The organism is Bradyrhizobium sp. Kon37 (assembly GCF_055807535.1).
Genome location: NZ_JBVVOY010000013.1, coordinates 17,803 through 36,987 on the forward strand (window position 1 = coordinate 17,803; position 19,185 = coordinate 36,987).

At 61.6% G+C, this 19,185-nt stretch carries 14 protein-coding genes; 7 read left to right on the forward strand and 7 right to left on the reverse strand.

All coding sequences use genetic code 11. The annotated features are described in order from the left end of the window. Nucleotides 1-4: 4 nt before the first annotated feature. From tagF to AC0L3J_RS22735, 7 genes are read right to left on the reverse strand one after another with little or no spacing between them, the layout of a single operon-like run. Nucleotides 5-706: a type VI secretion system-associated protein TagF gene (tagF, locus tag AC0L3J_RS22705; protein ID WP_456766586.1), complete on the reverse strand. Its 702-nt coding sequence runs from the start codon at nucleotides 704-706 to the stop codon at nucleotides 5-7. Then, on the reverse strand, nucleotides 703-4,242 hold the full coding sequence (gene tssM / locus AC0L3J_RS22710; protein WP_473348341.1) for a type VI secretion system membrane subunit TssM: 3,540 nt from the start codon (nucleotides 4,240-4,242) through the stop codon (nucleotides 703-705). Before tssM ends, tagF begins: the two co-directional genes overlap by 4 nt. A 41-nt stretch (nucleotides 4,243-4,283) precedes the next feature. Continuing rightward, nucleotides 4,284-5,813 carry a type VI secretion system protein TssL, long form gene (tssL, locus tag AC0L3J_RS22715; protein WP_456766587.1) on the reverse strand — a complete coding sequence of 510 codons (1,530 nt, stop codon included), beginning with the start codon at nucleotides 5,811-5,813 and terminating at the stop codon, nucleotides 4,284-4,286. Further along, the gene (gene tssK, locus AC0L3J_RS22720) at nucleotides 5,810-7,147 is read right to left on the reverse strand and encodes a type VI secretion system baseplate subunit TssK (protein ID WP_211397497.1); all 1,338 of its coding nucleotides are present in this window, start codon (nucleotides 7,145-7,147) and stop codon (nucleotides 5,810-5,812) included. Before tssK ends, tssL begins: the two co-directional genes overlap by 4 nt. Nucleotides 7,148-7,195: 48 nt before the next feature. Continuing rightward, on the reverse strand, nucleotides 7,196-8,563 hold the full coding sequence (gene tagH, locus AC0L3J_RS22725; RefSeq protein WP_456766588.1) for a type VI secretion system-associated FHA domain protein TagH: 1,368 nt from the start codon (nucleotides 8,561-8,563) through the stop codon (nucleotides 7,196-7,198). Between the two features lie 12 nt (nucleotides 8,564-8,575). Next, nucleotides 8,576-9,088 carry a DUF6931 family protein gene (locus AC0L3J_RS22730; protein ID WP_456766589.1) on the reverse strand — a complete coding sequence of 171 codons (513 nt, stop codon included), beginning with the start codon at nucleotides 9,086-9,088 and terminating at the stop codon, nucleotides 8,576-8,578. A gap of 56 nt (nucleotides 9,089-9,144) precedes the next feature. Beyond that, nucleotides 9,145-11,013, reverse strand: coding sequence for a type VI secretion system Vgr family protein (locus AC0L3J_RS22735; RefSeq protein ID WP_456769752.1), 1,869 nt, complete (start codon nucleotides 11,011-11,013; stop codon nucleotides 9,145-9,147). 333 nt (nucleotides 11,014-11,346) lie between these two features. Between AC0L3J_RS22735 and AC0L3J_RS22740 the strand changes: the two genes are divergently transcribed. From AC0L3J_RS22740 to tssG, 7 genes are all read left to right on the forward strand, one after another. After that, complete coding sequence (locus tag AC0L3J_RS22740) at nucleotides 11,347-12,663, forward strand: type VI secretion system protein TssA (RefSeq protein WP_456766590.1); 1,317 nt, start codon at nucleotides 11,347-11,349, stop codon at nucleotides 12,661-12,663. 122 nt (nucleotides 12,664-12,785) lie between these two features. Continuing rightward, the gene (gene tssB / locus AC0L3J_RS22745) at nucleotides 12,786-13,313 is read left to right on the forward strand and encodes a type VI secretion system contractile sheath small subunit (protein ID WP_456766591.1); all 528 of its coding nucleotides are present in this window, start codon (nucleotides 12,786-12,788) and stop codon (nucleotides 13,311-13,313) included. A 24-nt stretch (nucleotides 13,314-13,337) separates the two neighbouring features. Then, nucleotides 13,338-14,840 (forward strand): type VI secretion system contractile sheath large subunit, encoded by a 1,503-nt coding sequence (gene tssC / locus AC0L3J_RS22750; protein ID WP_027568116.1) that lies wholly within the window; start codon nucleotides 13,338-13,340, stop codon nucleotides 14,838-14,840. 49 nt (nucleotides 14,841-14,889) lie between these two features. Continuing rightward, nucleotides 14,890-15,375, forward strand: coding sequence for an Hcp family type VI secretion system effector (locus AC0L3J_RS22755; protein ID WP_456766592.1), 486 nt, complete (start codon nucleotides 14,890-14,892; stop codon nucleotides 15,373-15,375). Between the two features lie 224 nt (nucleotides 15,376-15,599). Then, the gene (gene tssE / locus AC0L3J_RS22760) at nucleotides 15,600-16,106 is read left to right on the forward strand and encodes a type VI secretion system baseplate subunit TssE (RefSeq protein WP_456769753.1); all 507 of its coding nucleotides are present in this window, start codon (nucleotides 15,600-15,602) and stop codon (nucleotides 16,104-16,106) included. Nucleotide 16,107: 1 nt separating this feature from the next. Further along, complete coding sequence (gene tssF, locus AC0L3J_RS22765; RefSeq protein ID WP_456766593.1) at nucleotides 16,108-18,069, forward strand: type VI secretion system baseplate subunit TssF; 1,962 nt, start codon at nucleotides 16,108-16,110, stop codon at nucleotides 18,067-18,069. Then, entirely contained in the window at nucleotides 18,033-19,097 is a 1,065-nt protein-coding gene (gene tssG, locus AC0L3J_RS22770) for a type VI secretion system baseplate subunit TssG (RefSeq protein WP_456766594.1), read from the forward strand. The genes tssF and tssG overlap by 37 nt, the downstream gene beginning before the upstream one ends. The last annotated feature ends 88 nt before the right edge of the window (nucleotides 19,098-19,185 follow it).

Consider the following 19,185-nt stretch of genomic DNA (forward strand, 5'->3'; position numbering starts at 1 on the left):
CGCGTCACCCGGTCCCGGATTCTGTACGGCCGAGATCGCCGCTCAGCAGTGTGGAATAGTGAAACGGATCTGGCAATCCGCGACAGGCCAGCGCCATTGACGGAAAGCCTTCCCCACCGGCGGTCCACCAGAAACTGGCAGCGGCATGAATCTGCGGATTTGCGGCAGCAAGCGTGGTGAACGACTGGGCGAACGCGCCGACGTCTGAAAGCGCTGCCACCCCCGTTGCGCCCAATGCGGTCACGTCCGATCCATTGGAGAGCGAAGGCTGTAGTCGCGGCAGCGCAAGACGATCCAGCGAATCCGAGATCTGCTCGAACGTTGCGGCGCGGTCCAGGGTCGAGAGCAGAAAGGCCTCCGCCTTGGCGAACCATTCATCCTGCGGGTCGATGCCCGGCGGCGGCAACAAGGCGATCTCGTCGCTCACCGCATGCAGCGTCAACGGATAGTATCGTCCCACCCCATCGAGCGAAGGCATGATCGCCCCTGTCACCGTGGTGCCGCAGATCGCAGCGCCGAGCCAGAAGCGCCACACCGGCGCAGTGAGGAAGGCCTGCTGCCAGCCCGAGCCAAGCTGATGGCGACTTGCAGACAGCCCAGCCTGCACCCACGGCTCCCAGGCTTCCAGGAAGCTGCGCGGCGTTGCGATCGCGATGAAATCGCGTTTGGCGCCGATCTTGCCGAATAGCCCGCAACGCATGGTCATATTCCGGTCGGGCAACGAAACTCGCGGAGCACGGACAGGTTGAGGGGATTACGCAACGATCCGGTCGAAATCTGATAGTTGAGCTCCCGCCCGGCAACGATGAAAGTCGCACTGGCGCTTTCCGCCTTCACAGCCAAAGAGCCCGCCTCCAGCATCCGGAACAACGACCAGGGGCCGTTGCGCTCGAGAATGGATGGCGCTCCGGTATCGTTGCTCACCGAAATCGCGGTTCGCGGCGATGGGCCCGGCCAGAGCACGGTGGTCGGTGGGTTGCTTTGCGGTTGCGGTGGCGGAGGTTGCGCGCCGCCGAACATCGGCGAGGCGGTCGGCGCGCCCGGCGTGATCGGGCTCGCGATTGTAGTACCGCCGATCTCCGTCTTCACCGTCACGCCGGGTCCGGATGCGCCGGGCGGCCGGATCGAGAACGATACTGCAGGCACGCTGCCGCCGGTCTGGAAGAAAGCATCACGGATATAGGCCGCATTCTGGAACTGCTTCAGTGTGTCGGGGGAGAACGATCGTCCGACGGGACTTTCCTTTCGCCAAACCCAGTCCGATTTCGAGGTGTCGGCGTAAGGCGCGAGGTACTGGGTGAAAAACTTGTCCATGACGCCGTTCGGACTGAACACCTTGGCAAAGTCGGCGAGCGGAACCTCTTGATTGCTACCGCGGACGAACGGGTAGCGATTGCTCACCGTCTGCTGGCAGACCGGCGTGACCTGATCGCGCAAGGTCTGCAGAATCTGTCCGGCCGTCGAGGCCGCGATGTTGCCTTCAAACTCCGCAGCCGCCGCGCGCAACATGTCGGAGAACGGCGGCGGCATGCGGGAGGCATTATTGCGCAGGGCTGCGACCTGGGTCTGAAGCGAAGCGGTCGCCTGCGCGGTCAATTGTGGATTCTCGATCATCAGCGTCAGGTTCTGCGCGATATCGTTCAGGTTGGCGATGGTCGAGTCGATCGGGCGGTGCCTGCTGTCGCCTTCCAACACCGCATGATAGGGTTTGAACTGCGCTTCGATTGTCGCCCCGGGCGGTCCATCCTGGGCGTTGGTGAAAAGAGCCGGTGCCGGCGCGGCCGCGGCAGGCGCCGCTGCGTTCGCCGGCTTCGGCCGCTCCTTGGTCAGCACCGTTTCGTCGCGCACCGATTCCAGGATTTGCCGCATCGGTGAGGTTGGCGCGGAAAGAGCCCTCAGCACCTCGTATTTCGGCTTGTCGGCAAGCAGTTTTTTCAGACGCAAGCCGCCCAGTGCGGTTCGCCACGTCGTGACAAATTCGTTGGAATAAATATTCAAGATGTCGCCGGCAAGCTTGTCGTACTGCTGGTCGATGGCCGATTGCTGGCCGGCATCGCCCAGCACCCAGCGCTCCTTCTTCATGCGCTCCGACAATCCCGGCAGTTTCGCGACGAAGTTTTGCTCGAAGCCGCTATACGTAAAGAACTGGGGCACCCGCACAGCGTCCAGAGGCTGCCCCGTCGTAGTTTCGAACACGATGGCCATATCAGGACCACCGCGCCGTGCGGCGATCCAGTCGCCTGCGGTTGATGACCGCGCCTCGGATTTCAGGAACTCGTACGCGCGCTGCGACACGCTGAGGCGCGCGAGCGAGTTCTGCGCCTGCTTGATCAGCCGGCCATCGAGCTGGACAAGCGGCGGCTGCTCCGTCTCGAGGTCGAACATCGCGGTGAGATTCTCATCGAGCAGGCGTCGTCCCTCCGCGTTGGTTGCGCCGGGATAGAGGTTGTCCTGCCAGTCGCGCTGCATCCAGGAGCGGATCAGCTCGCGGTCCGACGACTGCAGGCCGCCGAGCATCAGGTAGACCTTGAGCGCCTCGTAAACGAACGCGGGCTCGTTGATGCGCGCGTTGAGCTGCTCCTCCAGGCGATACAGCAGGCGAGGCCGGAACATGCGTTCAAGCGCGGCGTGATAGGCGGCCTTGGAGGGCGACAGCAGGCGTTGATGCTGGCTGAGGCCGTAGCGGGCCGACAGGGGCACCGCCTCGTTGCGCAATCCGTAGCCTGCGGGCGCGTTGCGCAGCCGATAGAGCAGCGGCAACACCTTGTCGAGATCGTGGTCGTCGATCAGCGTCTGCTTGATGAGCGGCGCCCCGGCGGCTGCATATTCGCTGTCCGCCTGCAGGCTCTGCTCGATCAGGTCGGAATTGCGCTTGTAGCTCGTCAGCCACGCCGCGATCAGCCCGATCGAGACAAGGCCGATCAAGGACAGCGCCGCGGTCTTGATGATCAGCGCGCGGCGGACCGCAGCACGATCAGTCGAGACCCAGTCAGCCTCGCCGATGATGACTTTGGAAATGAGATCGGCAAGGAAGTAGCTCTTGCCCGTTCCTGAATAGGATCCGGAACCGACCTCCTCGGCGCCGAACGTGCGCGCAAGCGACCCGATCAACTGGTCGATCGGCGTCCCCTGCTGGGTACCCGAGGTGAAGTAGAACCCGCGCAGGTTCGCATTGACGTGATAGCGCGTCGGCTCGAATATCTGGTTGAGGAAGTCGTGGATCTGGGGCTTGAGGCGCGCCATCTGCGCGGGGAAACCAAACAATTGGACGCGGTGTTGCGGCGTCGGTTCGTCCTGCAGACGATCAAGCGTCTCCTCGCTCAGGCGCTCCAGCAGACGGTCAAACTCGATAGGAATCTGCCCCACCAGATTCTGGGTCTTGTCGGCCGTCTGGAACGTGGCGCCCCAGACCTGACGACGACCGGCCTCGCCGAGATAGGCGAAATATTCGGTGAAGCCGGCGACCAGATCGGTCTTGGTGAAGAGGGCATAGACCGGGAAGCTGACCTTGAGCCTCTGATGCAGTTCCAGCAGGCGCATCCTGACGGCGTCGGCGTGAAGCGCGAGTTCCTGCTTCGGCAGCATCAGCACATCCTCGACACTGATGGCGACGAGAACACCGTTGATCGGCTGGCGCGACCTGCTCTTTTTCAGGATGTCGAGAAAAGCCAGCCAGCTTTCCTTGTCAGCCTTGCTGTTGGAGTCCTGGGTCGTGTAGCGGCCGGCGGTGTCGATCAGCACAGCCTCTTCGGTAAACCACCAATCGCAGTAGCGTGTACCGCCGACCCCCGCGATTGCCGCCGGCGTTGCCCCGCGTGCAAGCGGAAATTTGAGCCCGGAATTCACCAGCGCTGTGGTCTTGCCGGCGCCGGGGGGCCCGATGATGACATACCAGGGCAGATCGTAGAGGTAGCCCGACTTGTTTCCGCTTGCGGTCTTCAGCGTCGCGAGCGCATCCTTCATGCGCTCTTGGAGCACCGGTTCGTCGCTGACAGGCTGATCGGACGCGCTGATCCCGTCGGCGATCTTCTCGGCGTTCTTGCGTCGCTTGAAGTAGCTGAAGCCGCCGATGCCAGCCGCCGCCGTGGTGAGCAGCAGAATTGCGATCTGGCGGATAATGTGGTTCTCGAGTGGGTGCCAGTCGCCAAATGCGATGAAGGGACCGGCGAAATAGATCACGCAGCCGAGCGAGCTGAGCCCAACTCCGTAAAGAATGATGCGGATAATATCCTTGGCGAGCATTGACCGGTACCTGTCGCAAACAGCGTGAGCTGTGGTGGCAGCTATTCGCTGCGTTCAATAAAGATTTCGACACGCCGGTTCTTGGCGCGTCCCTCAGGTGTCGTGTTGGGAGCGATCGGCGCGTCCGCGCCCTTGCCCTCGACGTCGACACGCGAACCATCGGTCAGGCCGGCCTTCAGCGCCGCGGCGACCGCCTTGGAGCGCTCGACCGACAATTCGAAGTTCGACGGGAAGCGCACGGTGCGGATCGGCGAACTATCGGTATGGCCGACAACCCGGATTCGCCCCGGCTCCTTGTCGAGGGTTGCAGCGACCCGGACCGCAATCGGCTTGAAGCCGTCGAGGATGGTTGCCTGGCCCGACGAGAACAGTGCGAGGTCACAGACCCTGATCACGATGAAGCTCGCGGTCTGGTCCGCGGTCATGGCGCAGGCGGTATTCTCCTTGGCGAGCGCGTTGCGGATGCGCTGCAACTGGGTGATGCGGTCCGGCTGTGGTGGCGGAGGCGGTGGTGGTGGCGGCGGCGGCGCGATCACCTTGCGTTTGAGCTCGATCGGATCGGTTGGATGCAGGGCCAGCGCCACCTCGGCGGCATTCTCTGACCGGCCGGCCAGCAGTGTGCGCAAGACGAAATAAGAGCCCATCAGCAGCGCGGCGGCCACGGCCGCTACCAGCCAAACCGGAACACGGAGGCGCTGCCGGCGAGCCGCCAGCGCCTGCCCCCGCCAGTTCGGCGACAGGTCGCTCATCGTCTTGGGCCGGACCCGGCGCAGCGTTTCATACAGGTTGCGCTGGATCACCTGGAGGTTGGCGAGCCCACCCGTCGATGTGCGGTGAATGCCCTGGAAGCCGAGCGCGAGGCAGGCATGCTGCAATTCGAGCACCGGATAATTGACCAGCGGATCAACCTTCAAATGGTCAAGGATCTCGAAGAAGCGGACACCGCCCACCCGCTCGCCGAAGAACCGGCTCAACATCGAGTATTGCGTCCAGACGTGGCGCTCCTCGGTCGGGATATGCTGCACGATATCATCGGCGGTGGCGCACAGGATATATTTTGCCGTATTGGCCTGGTGCTCGGAGATGCCCGCCGAACGGATGTCCTTCTCGAAGAATTTTATGGCATCGGCTACTTGTTCCATCAGACTTGCGAATGATGCGCGCATGAGCGCCACCCGCAAGCGGCCCAGCAGTTGCAGCAAGGGCCCTGCGGCGCGCATCACCGGATTGGCGTTCGGCGCGACCAGATCATCGACGCGCAGAGGCGGTCCGGGCGGCAGCATCGCTTGCTGCGCGGAGGGTTGCGTCGGGGTCGATATCCATTCCTCCGACGGATGGCTGGTTGGTGCGGCGGCGTAGCTCGGGCCCTGAGGAACCGGGGAAAACGATGACGACGGCGCGGCGCCGGGAGACGGCACGGGCGACGGCGAATAGGCAGGGCGTGCCGCAGGCCCTTCTCCCGCCGGCGGCTGGGCGGCAGGCGCCAGCGGCAATTTCCCGCCGGGATTGGGACGGATGATCGTCCGCTCGCCCCGACCGAAAGGATTGACCGGCTTGTCCCTGTCGCTCATGGCCTATCTTCCAGGATCGCCCAAAGGTACAGTTCAAGCTCCGGCCAGTCGCCGGAGAAGTGCATCCCGATCGAGGCCGCCGTGCTGAACTCGGGCCACAGCGGCGACTTTCGATCGAGATAGAAATAGACGTGATCGGTGATGGCCCGGATGTGCGGCGGCGGGGTCGGCAAGTGCACCAACGTCAACCCCGGCAAGTTGGCGTGCACGATCTCGTTCATCTTGGTGTTCGGGCCGACCTTGAACAGATGCGGGAAATCGTTCTGGATTTCCACGAGCGGCCGCCGTGCCGCAACTTCGAGCACCAAGGTCGCATTCCGGAATAGCGCCCGATCGCGGATCGGCGACACGAATGCATTCTGTGCACGCTCGATGATCTCAAGGCGGATCGCCCGCCGGCCGAGCCGCGCGCTCAGGAAGTCCTGGATGTCGCTTACCAGGGGGGTGAAAATGTTTTCGAGGTCATCATGATCGTATGCCCGATAGTTGCGTGCGCGGCGTTCCGGCGTGGCAAACGTCGCAAGCTCACCGGCGAACCTCAGCAACTCCTCGTACAGCCGTTCGGGATGAATACTTCCGGAGCGCTGAAAATGGGTCAGCACGGGAATGGTGCGGTTGAGCACTTGCAGCACCAGATAGTCCACGCTCTGCAATCCGCCACCGGACGATGGATCGACCGCGTAGCGTGCGAGCTCATCGAGCTTCGTCTCGACCCAGCCGATGATGCGATTGAGCCAGCCGTCGATGATCGGATGTGCGGCGCAGACCAGCATCGGCGGCACGAACTTGTCATCGAACAGCACGTTCTTGTCACGCACCTCCAGAATGCGCGCGATGCCGAGGCCCATGTATCCTGGCTTGCTGGTCTTGCGCAACTCGAATGACAACCGCGGATAGGCGATGTCGATCTCTTCCTCGATGCGCAGCGTGGAGGTCGAGTCGATGAAAGTCTCCGAAGTGCGAACATAGCGGCTGGCGCTGTCGGTCCGATCTTCGTCCACTTCGCGCGTGTTCGGTGCGGCGACGGGCATCATCAGCCAAACGATCTGGCCGGCAGCCGAATCCGGCACCTCTATCGCGTCCGGGATCGGGCTGTCCGCTGGGATGTCGAATGGCGTGCCATCTGGCATGACGCCGGAGGCGTTGCGCACCGCAAATTTACTCTGTTCAGTGAGGTCCGTGTTGATCTCGAGCTGGGCAAATCCCCAAGGGTATGGCGTCGTGTAACGAACGCGCTTTTCCAGCAAGTGCTCGACATAGCGATCATTCTGCTGCAAATGGTGCGGCCGCAGAAACAGACCTTCCGACCAGAAAACCTTGCTGTACCAAGACATTCCTACATCCACATTAGCAATGTCGGCGACCGGACGGCCGCCGCTAGTTCACTTTGCACCGCTTTTGTCGGAGCGGTCGTAATAGTCGGAGAAATACAGCATAAAGGTATCGATCGGCGCGCTGTTGTCGCGGCCGAGATGCGCCTTCCAGCGCGTCATGAACTCATCCCACAATTTGCTCTTGTTCGAACCGAGCCAGGATTTGGCCCCGCGCTGAAGCTCGAGCTCGCGCGCGATGAGGGTCGGATCGATGCCGGTGATGAGCTCGTGAACGGCGTGCTGCATCGCCATGTACGTCTTCAACTGATGTGATTTGAGGTCGCTGAAACCCTGTGCAAAGGCGCGTTGCGCGTCGAGATAGCTCCGCGTCTTCGGCCCGAACAAAATCCGCATTGCATCTTCCGAGGTCGGCGAGAATTTCAGCGGGTTGTTCTCAATCGCCTGAACGGTGGTCTGGCTGGTGCTGCGCGTCAGCTGCTTGGCCTGAGTTCGCGCTTGCAGCAGCGCCATCAGATTGTCCACGGTCATGCGCAAGATGCTACCAAGCTGTCCGGCGAGCTCGGCATCGGTCGTGTTGGCAAAGAAAGTGTCGGGCAATCCGGCGGCGCGTGCCACCAGCCGCGCGAAGTCGGCACCGCCGGCCGTCATGGCGGGCGCCGGCGTTTCGTCCATCGCCTGCGCCGGTCGCGACGGCTCGACATATGGCGGTGGCGGCGATTGGACGGGCGCCGCTTCAGCATCGGCCCACACCGAGGGCCGGCGCGGGGTCGGCATCGCGGGCGGCGGTTCGATGGGGGCTTTCGGTGCGGCGACCGGGCCGTCGGCCCAGCTCATGTCGTCCTGCGCGGAAGACAGGTACGGCGACGTCGGCGGGGGTCGTCGAAAGGGATCCACGCCCGGCGACGGGACGCTCGCCGCCCAATCCAGAAACTCCGGATTGACGGGCCGCGCCGCCTCGCGCGGCTTCTTCAATTGCTGCGGATCGATGGGCGGCGGTACGTCGCGATCGGCCGCCCACAATTCCTGATAATCGGCATGTTGCTGGACGAGAGGAACGTGCTGCTGTGCCTCGCGGTCCTGCGGATGCCCGCCCGCCTCATCCTCCAGTGAAACCCCGATGATGTAGTGGCCAATGGTGAGCCGGTCTCCGTCACGCAGCCGGTGCGGTGCCCGCATTCGCTGGTCGGCGCCATTGAGAAAGGTGCCATTCGTCGAGACGTCATGCAGCCAATAGCCGCCATCGCGAAAATGCACCTCGCAATGCTTTCCGGAGATCGTCCTAGCCGGATCAGGCAACGTCCAGTCAAGATGACGGTCGCGGCCAATATCGACCGAGCGCCTGCCGGTGACCGTAAATGATACAGGGCCACCGTCCGGAAGGTTCGATTCGTTCTCGATATTGAAGCGAAGCACCATCTCTTCGTCTCGTTAGCGCGGCGGGCGCGGTTCGCCGCGTGCCAACTGAATACCATCCTCTAGGCATGCCGTCATTATCCGGTCCCGGGACTCGCGGGGGAGCCGGCAAAGGGCGATCAGCAGGGCCGCGCGTACCGCGCGTGCAGCTTGATCGGGCTTGGCCTCGACCGGCGCAAATTCCGCCGGGACCACGCTTCCGCCAGACCATCCGGCCGCCAGCGCAAGCCATGTCGCCGGCTGTTCCGGATCGTTGGCGTTGCCGACGGCCAACGCCTTGTTCCGGGACTGCTCGTCGGGCTGCCTGACCCAGGCCTCGACGTAGTTCAGCGACCTGGCGTCGTTGGCATCGAAATGGTCGAACATCCGCCGTAACGAGCGGCATCCCCAGGCAACGGCGACGCGCCGGGGCAGCAGATAAGCGCAGAAGGAGACGGCCCCGTTCCAATTGCACGCATCGGTGGCGTCCTGCAGGAAATCGAGTGAAGGCTTGTCGGGCTCGGCCCTGCCGACGTCATGGCGCGCCATTGGGTAGGCCTGAAAAAGATCCCGCACCGCACCGAACCTAACTTGGCTCATAGCACTCAACCGACAAGGGTTGGCAGGCCGTGGGCACCCAGCGGGCCCCCGGCTGTTAGCGCCATGGCTCCCTGCGCCGTCATCGCGATGGTCGGCGCATTGATGACGATGCCCCCAGGCGTCAGGATGATCTGGCTGGGGCCGACCTGCAGCGTGATGTTGACGTTGGCCATGAGCGTGATGGTTAGGCCTGCGGTGACCGACTGATCCATCGCCATAGTGATATGCTGACCGCCTAACTGGATATCGAGCTTGTCGTTGCCGTTGACGAGGGTCGTCTTGCGGGTGTCGCCGCCGAGCGCGGCTTCGCCGATGGTCCGCGTCTCGGTGTCGCGGACCGTCACGTCATGGTCTTTCTCGGCATGCACCGTGATCTTCTCGGAGCCCTTCTTGTCCTCGAAATTCCACTCATTGTAGCCGCCGCCGCCCTTGGTCGAATCGGACTTCAATCCCGCGATCGTCTTCTTGGACGGCAGGTCATAGGGCAGCTTGTACTCGTCGTTATAGACGGTGCCGATGATCAGAGGCCGGTCCGGATCGCCTTCCAGAAATTCGACGACCACTTCCTGTCCGACGCGCGGAATGATCTGACCGCCCCACTTCTTGCCGGACCAGACCTGAGCAACGCGCAACCGGCAAGACCGCTTTTTCTTCCGGTCCCAGAAAAACCGTACATAGATTTCGCCGAGGTTTTCGACGTCGATCTCCTCGCTCGAATTGTCGTCCTTGGTCACCACCTTGGCGGTCTGGACACCATTAATCCTTGGCTTCGGCGTCAACATCGGCGCCCGGAACGGACGGTCGCTCGGCAAGAACTCGTAGCTCCCGAAATAGACGTGCTGACCGGCGTCGCTGGGACCACCCGTGCGGTAAGATTCGATCGAGAACGAATGGGTGGCTCGTACCACCAGATATTCGACGTTCTGCGAGTCCTTGTGATGCTTCTCGAGTTTAGTCAATCCACCGGGGAACAGGTTGACTGCATCACCGTTGCCGCGGCGCCGCCGGTCCATGGCTTGCTCGGACTGAAGCTGGATCTTCGCGTAACGCTCGCCGTCGGATTTTTCCTTGAACTTCCCCGGATAGTCGTAAAATTCCATTTCTGATCGGGAGTAATGCTCGTTGCCCTTGGCGTCGCTGATCATCTGCGCGTTGGGCTTCTGGTAATTGTAATCGTTGAGCTCGACCTTGCCGGTCCGAAACCTGCGCTCCGAGACCCATTCGTAGATGTGTTGCTCGCCTCGCCGGTCGGCACCCGTCAGCGGTATGTATGGGATCGAGGCGAGTCCGTTGATCGGACTGTGCGACGATTTTGAGTCCGCCAGTACCAGCGTGTGCTTGCCGCCCTCGTGCTTGAAGAAGTAGTAGATGCCGTGCTGCTCCATCAATCGGCAAACGAAATTCAGATCGGTCTCGCGGTACTGAACGCAATATTCGAGCTTCGGACAGGAACCTTCCTCGGTCAGCTTCGATTCGTAGTCGTTGAAGCCGCGATCGTTGAAGACCTCCTTGATGATGTCGGGCGCCTTCTTGTCCTGGAATATCCGGCAATCGGTGGTTCGCGACAGCAGCCATAACCAGGGCCGAAGCACGATTCTATAGCTGAAATAGTCGTTCTTCACCCCAAGCCATTGCGCTTCGGTGAGAATGCCGCTGAACTCGCGCTCCTTCTCATGAAGCTTTATCTTCAGCGTGCACTGCTGACCGATTGCGCGGTCGAAGTCGAGATCGGCGTCCTCACTGAGACATTCGATACGATACTCAAAGAGTTCGCTGAGACCTTCCGAAGCCTCGTATCCGACGAAAACCAGAACGTCCTTGCCGAGTGGCGTCTTGAGCTCGCAGAGGCGGGTATCTTGGGTAAGCTGGCCCATGTGGGCGTTAAACTCCCTCGTCGGCCGCATGATCGGCTCCAAAGAGCAGATCAGGCGGTCATGCAAGAACCACGGACATCCTGGCCGCTGCTGGCAGGCCGGTAGGTCCGTCCGGGGTTGGCATCCTGACGCGCCACAGCAGCCGTACACAGAACCACCCAGGCCTTCAAGTAGTCGCCTCCAAGAGCTTGCTGGTTCACGCGAAACTGTCATGATCACCGGGAATGAACCGGGACCCGCAAGCATCTGACCCATAAGACAATCGGATCATAGTCTCTCCCGCGCTCCTGGGTACGTCACGGGGTTCGGCGGGGGCCCAGCAGATGGACGATCATGCTCGACGTCGCCTCCTTGACCCAGCCCGTAGCCGCGGACGATCCCTGCGGGCCCGATCTCGACGCAAGTGGGGACGTTCAGTACCTCAACTTCTTCGCAGGTGCGGAATCGCTGCTTCCGATGTCGTACTTCGAGGTGGTCAACGCCAATGGAGATCGCGGGCGCTTCGATCCGAAGGCCATCGACATCGTCGGCCAGTTTGCGGCCGCACGACCTCTTCTGGCGCGCACCCGCGATCTGCGTTTGAACATGCTGCTGGCCAAGTTCTCCATCCTTAACCGGGATCTTGACGGCTTTCTCAATTGCCTGAAGGCGACGACCACGTTGCTTAGGGAGCAGTGGGAAGCTGTACATCCGAGGGCCGAAGACGGCGACTACGCTCTTCGCGCAGTCACGATCGAAGCGATCGACGTGTTTCCAACCGTGATCAATCCCCTCCAATTCCTGCCGCTGATCGAAAATCGCAGACAGGGGACCCTCAACTACCGTGCCTATCAGGTTGCCAAGGGAGAAATTCCCGCTGGTGACGCCGACACTGACGGTCCCGATCTTGCAATGATCGAGCGCATCATTGGCGACACAGATCTCGAGACCCTGAGGGCAGTGAGTGCACGTTGTTCGGCAGTCGCTGCCGAAATTGCAGGCATCACGACGATCTGGCACGAAAAGTTGAACTCGGGGCAACCCATCAGCCTCGACAGGCTCTCCGGCGTCGTCAATGGCATGGCCGCCTGGCTTGCGGGTCTCGTCGCGGAGCGTGACCCGAGCGCCGTGGTGGCTGCGCCGTCAGACGACGCTGAACTAGCCGACACGCAACACCCGATTGAAGCAACCGGTGCGCTGACGTCGTCGGGGCAGGCCACTGCGGCACTTGCCGCCGCCGCGGACTATTTCGCCCGAATGGAACCGTCCAATCCCGCCCTGTTGCTGGTGCGTCAGGCGCAGGAGATGGTTGGTAAATCTTTTATCGAAGTGATGCGAATGCTGGTGCCCGCCCACGTAGAGAGCGCCGCGATCAATATCGGGCGAGACAAGTTCTTCGACCTGCCCATCGAACGGATGGCGGAGCTTGCCACCCCATCCTCGTCCGGGATCGAGAGCGAAGTTCAAGATACTGTTTTCTCTGCAGAAAATAGAGCACAGGCCTTGGGCATGCTGGCCAAAGTGGCCGCATTTTTTCGGACCGCAGAACCGTCGAGCCCTATTCCCTTTTTGGTCGACCGCGCGCGCGAACTGGCACAGCGAGACTTTCTCAGCCTTTTGAACGACGTCCTGCCCGAGGGCGCGCTCAAGACAATCGACAAATCGTATTGAACCCGCATTTCGCTCGACGTCACTAACAGGACATATAGATTTTGCCGACCGCAAGTTGAGCTGCTCTTGTAACCTGCGTCGCGGCAAACCGGCTTCTCAATGATTTCGCAAAGAGGGGAACCATGGCTACCGACAGCGGTCAAAAATTCATCCGTCGTAACCGCGCACCGCGCGTTCACATCACTTACGAAGATCCCTACGACGCTGAGCGGCTGATCGAGTTGCCGTTCGTGATGGGCGTCCTTTCCGACCTTTCCGGCAACAACGCTGGCGTGGAGAAACCCAAGGTCGAGGAGCGCAAGTTCCTCGAATTCGACATGGACAATTTCGACAACCGCATGGCGGCCATCCAGCCCGGGGTGACAGCCCGCGTGGCCAACCGCCTAAGCGAAGCGGCCGACGAGAAGATTTCCATCAGCCTGCGCTTCAACAAGATGGCCGACTTCTCACCCGTAGCGGTCGCCCGACAGGTTCCAGCCACGGCCAAGCTGCTGGAGGCCCGCGAACAGCTCGCCAACCTGCTCCGCTACATGGACGGCAAGGTGGCTGCGGAGGATCAGCTGAAGAAGCTCCTTAGCGATCCGCAACTGATGGCCGCGCTGAAAGAACGCACAGCGAGCCAACCGACCGAACCCGACGCCGAGAAATAGAAATAAAGAGAAGGACTGGGGACCATGGCAAAAGAAGCTGGTCAAAAGGCGAACGTCACTCAGGTCGGGACCGCCGAGGCCGACGAGTTTGCGAACCTACTCAAGCAGAGCTTCAAGCCCCGCACCGAACGCGCTGCGACCGAAGTCGAGAATGCGGTATCCACGCTCGTTCAGGAGGCGTTGAAGGACACGAGCGTCATCAAGTCGGATGTCCTCGACACCATCGAGGAGATGATCGCGCGGATCGACCAGAAGCTCACCGCGCAGATGAACGAGATTCTTCATGCGCCCGAGTTCCAGGCGATCGAAAGCGCCTGGCGCGGCCTGCATTACCTCGTCTTCAATTCCGAGACGGATGCCAATCTCAAGATTCGCGTGATGAATGTCTCCAAGACCGAGCTCTATCGCAACCTGCGGCTATATCCAGACGCCCGCTGGGACCAGAGCCCGCTGTTCAAGCAGGTCTACGAGTACGAATTCGGCCAGTTAGGCGGCGAGCCGTTCGGCTGCTTGATCGGCGACTACTATTTCAGTCATCTGCCGACCGACGTGCAGTTGATGCGTGATCTCAGCAAGGTCGCCGGCGCCGCGCACGCTCCCTTCTTCGCCGGCGCCGAGCCCACGCTGATGGGCATGGATTCATGGACCGAGCTGTCCAATCCCCGCGACATCGGCAAGGTGTTCGACACGCCGGAATACGCGGCCTGGAAAGGTCTCCGCGACCAGGATGACTCGCGCTATCTCGGCCTTTGCATGCCGCGAGTGCTGGGTCGCCTTCCCTACGGCGCCAAGTCGGAGCCGGTGGAAGAATTCGCCTTCGAGGAAGAAACCGACGGGCATACCGGCGACAAGTACGGTTGGATCAACGCCTCCTACGCGATGGCTGTCAACATCAACCGCGCCTTCAAGGAGTTCGGCTGGTGCACCCGCATCCGCGGTGTTCAGTCCGGCGGCGAGGTCATCAACCTGCCCACGCACACGTTCCCGACCGACGACGGCGGCGTGGACCTGAAATGTCCAACCGAGATCGCGATCAGCGATCGTCGCGAGCATGAACTCGCCAAGGCGGGCCTGATCCCGCTGATCCATCGCAAGAACACCGACAAGGCGGCTTTCATCGGTGCGCAGTCGCTCTACAAGCCGAAGAAGTATTTCGGCGAGAAAGGCGTGGATGCAACCGCGTCTGACAACCTGTCGTCACGTCTGCCCTACATGTTCGCAGTGTCCCGCTTTGCGCACTATCTGAAGTGCATGGTTCGCGACAAGATCGGATCCATGAAGGAAAAGGATGAGCTGACGGTCTGGCTGCAAACCTGGATCAACGAGTACGTTGATGCCAACCCAGCCCTATCGTCAGAAGCTCAGAAAGCGCGCAAACCGCTGGCCGCAGCGAAGGTCGAGGTCATAGCAAACGAGGAGAACCCGGGATATTACAACGCACGCTTCTTTCTCCGTCCACACTTCCAACTCGAAGCGATGGACGTCGGCCTCAGTCTCGTCTCGCGCCTACCAGGCCCGAGTTCCTGACGCCACGTCATCGCAACTGTCAATTGCAGATTTTTGAGAGGACTAAGCTATGGCTGTCGATATTTTCTTGAAACTCGATCCCATCAAGGGCGAGTCGCTGGATGACAAGCACAAGGACGAGATTGATGTATTGAGCTGGTCGTTCGGCGAAAGCCAGGCCGGTACATTCCACAGCGGATCCGGAGGCGGCGCTGGCAAGGTCAACGTCCAGGATCTCCACTTCACGCACTTCGTGGACAAGTCCACCCCGGAATTGTTTAAGGTCTGCGCGAACGGAAAGCACATCGAAACGGCGATCCTGACTGTGCGCAAGGCTGGCGAGAACCCGCTGGAGTATCTCAAGATCGAGATGAAGCACGTCCTGGTCTCCAGCGTGTCGACCGGCGGATCGCATGGCGAAGAGCGCCTAACCGAAAACGTGAGTCTGAACTTCGCCAAGGTCAAGATGACCTACAAGACCCAGACGGACAAGGGTGCCGCCGGCGCCTCGCCGACCTTCGGCTGGGACGTTCCTGCCAACAAGGAATGGGCATGATCTTTGGCCCCTCGCCTGGCGCCGGTTGCCAATAGCGGACACCGGCGCCATGCGGCGCTATCCCAAATTGCATCCTTCGAATGGCCCCGGTTACGGCCGGATGCCTGGCCACGATACGTCAAGTGCGACGCCGATTGCCGCCTTTCGAAGCGGCATAGGCGCCGAACGTCATGGGGACCGGATTGACGCTTACGCCAAAAAAGGATCGGCTCTCTCCGCCGCTGATGCTCGCCTTTCGCGCGGCGCATGAAGCGCGTGATGCGCGCAAGAAGCTCGATCTGCGCGATCAGTCCGGTGAACGGATTATCGCAGGCCGACGCAGCACAGGACGCCATCCGATCTCGGAGGCACTCCTCCGGCGCGAGGTCTCCCATGACGTCGAAACGCTCCTCAATACGATCGCTCTCGAATCGACGCTAGACATGAGCGGCCGGGATTGCGTACGAACGTCGATCCTGAACTATGGCTTTCCCGACATCGCCAATCGGTCGATCGACGAGGTCACGGACGACGAGCTCAGCGGCTCGCTGCGCACCACACTGCTCAATTATGAACCAAGGCTCGATCGCAAGACAATCCGGGTCCGCCGCGACGCCTCGATCGGACCCGAGCAGCTCAAGCTGCGCTTCATCGTTCACGCCGATCTGAAAGCTGAACCGCTCAACGTTCCCGTGGAATTCGTCGCCGACGTCGAGCTCGACAGCGGCGATATCCAGATCAATCGACTTTAGCATGAATCGCGAATTCCTGGACTTCTACAATCGCGAATTGTCCCTGCTGTACGAGCAAGCAGGAGATTTTGCCGAGGAGTATCCCGGCATCGCTGAACGCCTGGGCGGCCTGATCAGGGACCGCTCGGATCCGATGATCACCGGGCTACTGGAAGGCGCGGCGTTTCTTGCCGCCCGTGTCCAGTTGAAGCTAAAGCACGAATTTCCGGAATTCACATCGAATCTGCTCGAACAGCTGGTTCCGAACTACCTTGCCCCTACCCCGTCGGCCATGCTGGTCGCAGCAGGACCGCCCTATGCCGACCCGGCCCTGCGCGACGGCAAAAAGATCGCGCGCGGCGCCTATTTCGACGCCACCTACCGAGAGAGAGAGCGAAGCCTCGCCTGCCGATTTCGACTATGCCGCGATATCACGCTCTGGCCGTTCGACATCACAGGCGCCGAATACTTCTCGACCGCGGGCGCGCTGCAGGCACTCGGAATCCCGGTCGGCGGCGACGTCATCGCCGGACTCAGGCTGTCGCTGACCCACCGCACCGCGGCCCAGGTTGACGAGGAACTGTCGGATGCAGAGGCTCGGACAAAGCCGGAAACGTGGTTTGCGGGCTGCCGCATGAGCGAGCTCCCGATCTATCTCGTCGGTGCGGAATCAGATGGCATAGCGCTCTACGAACAACTGATATCGAATTGCAAGGGCGTCTACTTCCGACATCTCGACGATTTCGGCGATCCGGTGGTGACGCGCGCACCGCACGACTGCGTGCAGCAGATCGGTTTCGACGAAACCGAGTCGCTATTCCCGCACGACAACCGCGTCTTTCGCGGCTCAGAGCTGCTCCGGGAATATTTCATGTTTCCGCGCAAGTTCCTTGGCGTTCACTTGACCGGACTCCGCAGCGTGATGCCGCGCCTGCGCAGCAAGTCGATCGATATCGTCTTCGCCTTCGATGAACACAATTCGCGGCTCGCGGCCGCGGTGCGTTCCGATAGCTTCAGGCTCTACACCGCACCGGCGATCAACCTGTTCGAGAAGACGAGTGATCGAATCCCCCTCAAGTCGAACACCCACGAATATCACGTGGTGCCGGATCGTAGTCGCTATCTCGAATACGAGCCGCATCAGGTCCTCGAAGTCTACGCGCATATGCCGGCGGAGAAGGACAAGCGGCTGGTACGCCCGCTGTATTCGGCAAGCGTCGACCAGACCGGCGCACAGGGGCTTTACTTCACGGTCCGCCGCCTGCCCCGGCGCCGCACGGTGGAAGAGAAGACGTACGGCTCATCTTCCGATTACACCGGGACGGACATGTTCCTATCGCTGCTCGAGCCCGGCGAATTGAACGGGCAGGACTCGGCCGCCGAACTCAGCGTCCGAGCGCTGTGTTCCAATCGGCACCTCACTGAGCACCTGCCGGTCGGCGCGAGCGGCGCCGACTTCCACCTGCTGGACGACACGTCCCTCGACCTGGTGTGCGTTGCTGGTCCAACCCGGCCGCGCGAGCCGGTGGTCGCCCAGTTGCGCAGTCGCAGCGAAATCGCCAACAGCGGGATCGTCAGTTGGCGGCTGATCAACATGCTGAGCCTGAACTATCTCGGCCTTGTCGAGCGCAACGGCGGCAAGAACGCAGGAGCGCTGCGCGAGATGCTGTCCCTGTTTGCCGACCAGTACGACGACGCCACCGAACGCAAGATCCGGGGCGTGCGCAGCATCGAAAGCCGGCCCGTCGTGCGACGGGTGCGGGAGCGCACCGGAAGCGGTGCCGCGCGCGGCCTGGAGATCACTGTCACACTTGACGAGAAGGCGTTCGAGGGGAGCGGCGTGTTCCTGCTCGGAGCTGTGCTGGAGCGCTTCTTCGCCGACTATTCAGGCTTCAACACCTTCACCCAAACGGTCGTCTCGACGCCGGAGCGTGGCGAGATCATGCGGTGGCCACCGCGCATGGGCACGCGGAGACCGCTGTGACGCTGATCGACCAGATGAAGGCTGAACCTTGGCGGTTCGATTTCTTCAATACCCTGCGTCAGCTCGAGCGAGCCAATCCGGATCGACCTCGGATCGGTGACAGCGCCGCCCGCCGCGAGGAGTACGTCGATCTCGGCCAAGTGCCCTACCTCGAGTTCCCTGCCTCTAATCTTGCCGTAGTCGACGACCAGAATGGCCGGCTCAGAATCCTCGTCAAGTTTCTCGGCCTCCTGGGTCCGCAAGGTGCGCTGCCACTTGCCACGACCGATGAAAGTCTGAGCTGGTGGCTGATGCGGGACGAGGCCTTCCCCCGCTTTCTTGACCTGCTCAACGGCCGGTTCCTGCAGCTCTTCTTTCGTGCCTGGGCCGACGCCCGGCCGATCGCGCAGCACGACCGTCCCGCGGATGATCGCTTCATCGCCTATGTCGGCTCCTTCGCCGGCCTCGGCTCAAACGTTTTCGCCAATCGGGACACCGTACCCGACATGGCGAAGCTCAGCTTCGTCGGACTGGTCGCCCCGAGGGCGAAATGTGCGTCACGGCTGACGCGGTTCTTGCAGGGACTGTTCGACGTCAAGGTCGAGATCGACGAGTTTGTCGGCACTTGGCTTGCGTTCGATCCAAGTCACTGCAGCCGGCTTGGCGAGGCGCATGCCAGCCTCGGTCGGGACGCGCTTCTCGGCTCACGCGTGTTCAGCGTCGAAGACAAGATCAGGGTTCGGGTCTTCGTCAAGAATTTTGTCCAGTACGAGCAGTTCCTGCCGACCGAAGCGCGCAACTTGTCGGAGCCGCTGGCCGACGCCGTTTTCTTCTACGTTGGCGACGAACTAGAGTGGGAGGTCGAGCTCGCCATTCCAGCGGGAGAGGTCGTCCCCGTCAGACTAGGGCAGAGCGGACGGCTTGGATGGACCACCTGGGTCTCCCCGAACTGGACCTCCACTGAAGAATATCGCCGCGATGCCCGCTTTCAGCTCGGGGAGCGCCTGCGAGCCCGCCGGAACGCCGCAGCCGATGCCTCGGCAATTTGAACCTATCGACCGCGCCGATCGTCCCAATGTCATGGGATTCGCGCCAATTTCCGTTGGGTGTCAAACATCGGCGGAGCAATTGAGCAGG

Bases quoted from the DNA above. Each gene is read 5' to 3' on its own strand.
- tagF (WP_456766586.1), bottom strand. From the start codon at position 706: ATGACCATGCGTTGCGGGCTATTCGGCAAGATCGGCGCCAAACGCGAT.
- tssM (WP_473348341.1), bottom strand. From the start codon at position 4,242: ATGCTCGCCAAGGATATTATCCGCATCATTCTTTACGGAGTTGGGCTC.
- tssL (WP_456766587.1), bottom strand. From the start codon at position 5,813: ATGAGCGACAGGGACAAGCCGGTCAATCCTTTCGGTCGGGGCGAGCGG.
- tssK (WP_211397497.1), bottom strand. From the start codon at position 7,147: ATGTCTTGGTACAGCAAGGTTTTCTGGTCGGAAGGTCTGTTTCTGCGG.
- tagH (WP_456766588.1), bottom strand. From the start codon at position 8,563: ATGGTGCTTCGCTTCAATATCGAGAACGAATCGAACCTTCCGGACGGT.
- AC0L3J_RS22730 (WP_456766589.1), bottom strand. From the start codon at position 9,088: ATGGCGCGCCATGACGTCGGCAGGGCCGAGCCCGACAAGCCTTCACTC.
- AC0L3J_RS22735 (WP_456769752.1), bottom strand. From the start codon at position 11,013: ATGGGCCAGCTTACCCAAGATACCCGCCTCTGCGAGCTCAAGACGCCA.
- AC0L3J_RS22740 (WP_456766590.1), top strand. From the start codon at position 11,347: ATGCTCGACGTCGCCTCCTTGACCCAGCCCGTAGCCGCGGACGATCCC.
- tssB (WP_456766591.1), top strand. From the start codon at position 12,786: ATGGCTACCGACAGCGGTCAAAAATTCATCCGTCGTAACCGCGCACCG.
- tssC (WP_027568116.1), top strand. From the start codon at position 13,338: ATGGCAAAAGAAGCTGGTCAAAAGGCGAACGTCACTCAGGTCGGGACC.
- AC0L3J_RS22755 (WP_456766592.1), top strand. From the start codon at position 14,890: ATGGCTGTCGATATTTTCTTGAAACTCGATCCCATCAAGGGCGAGTCG.
- tssE (WP_456769753.1), top strand. From the start codon at position 15,600: ATGCTCGCCTTTCGCGCGGCGCATGAAGCGCGTGATGCGCGCAAGAAG.
- tssF (WP_456766593.1), top strand. From the start codon at position 16,108: ATGAATCGCGAATTCCTGGACTTCTACAATCGCGAATTGTCCCTGCTG.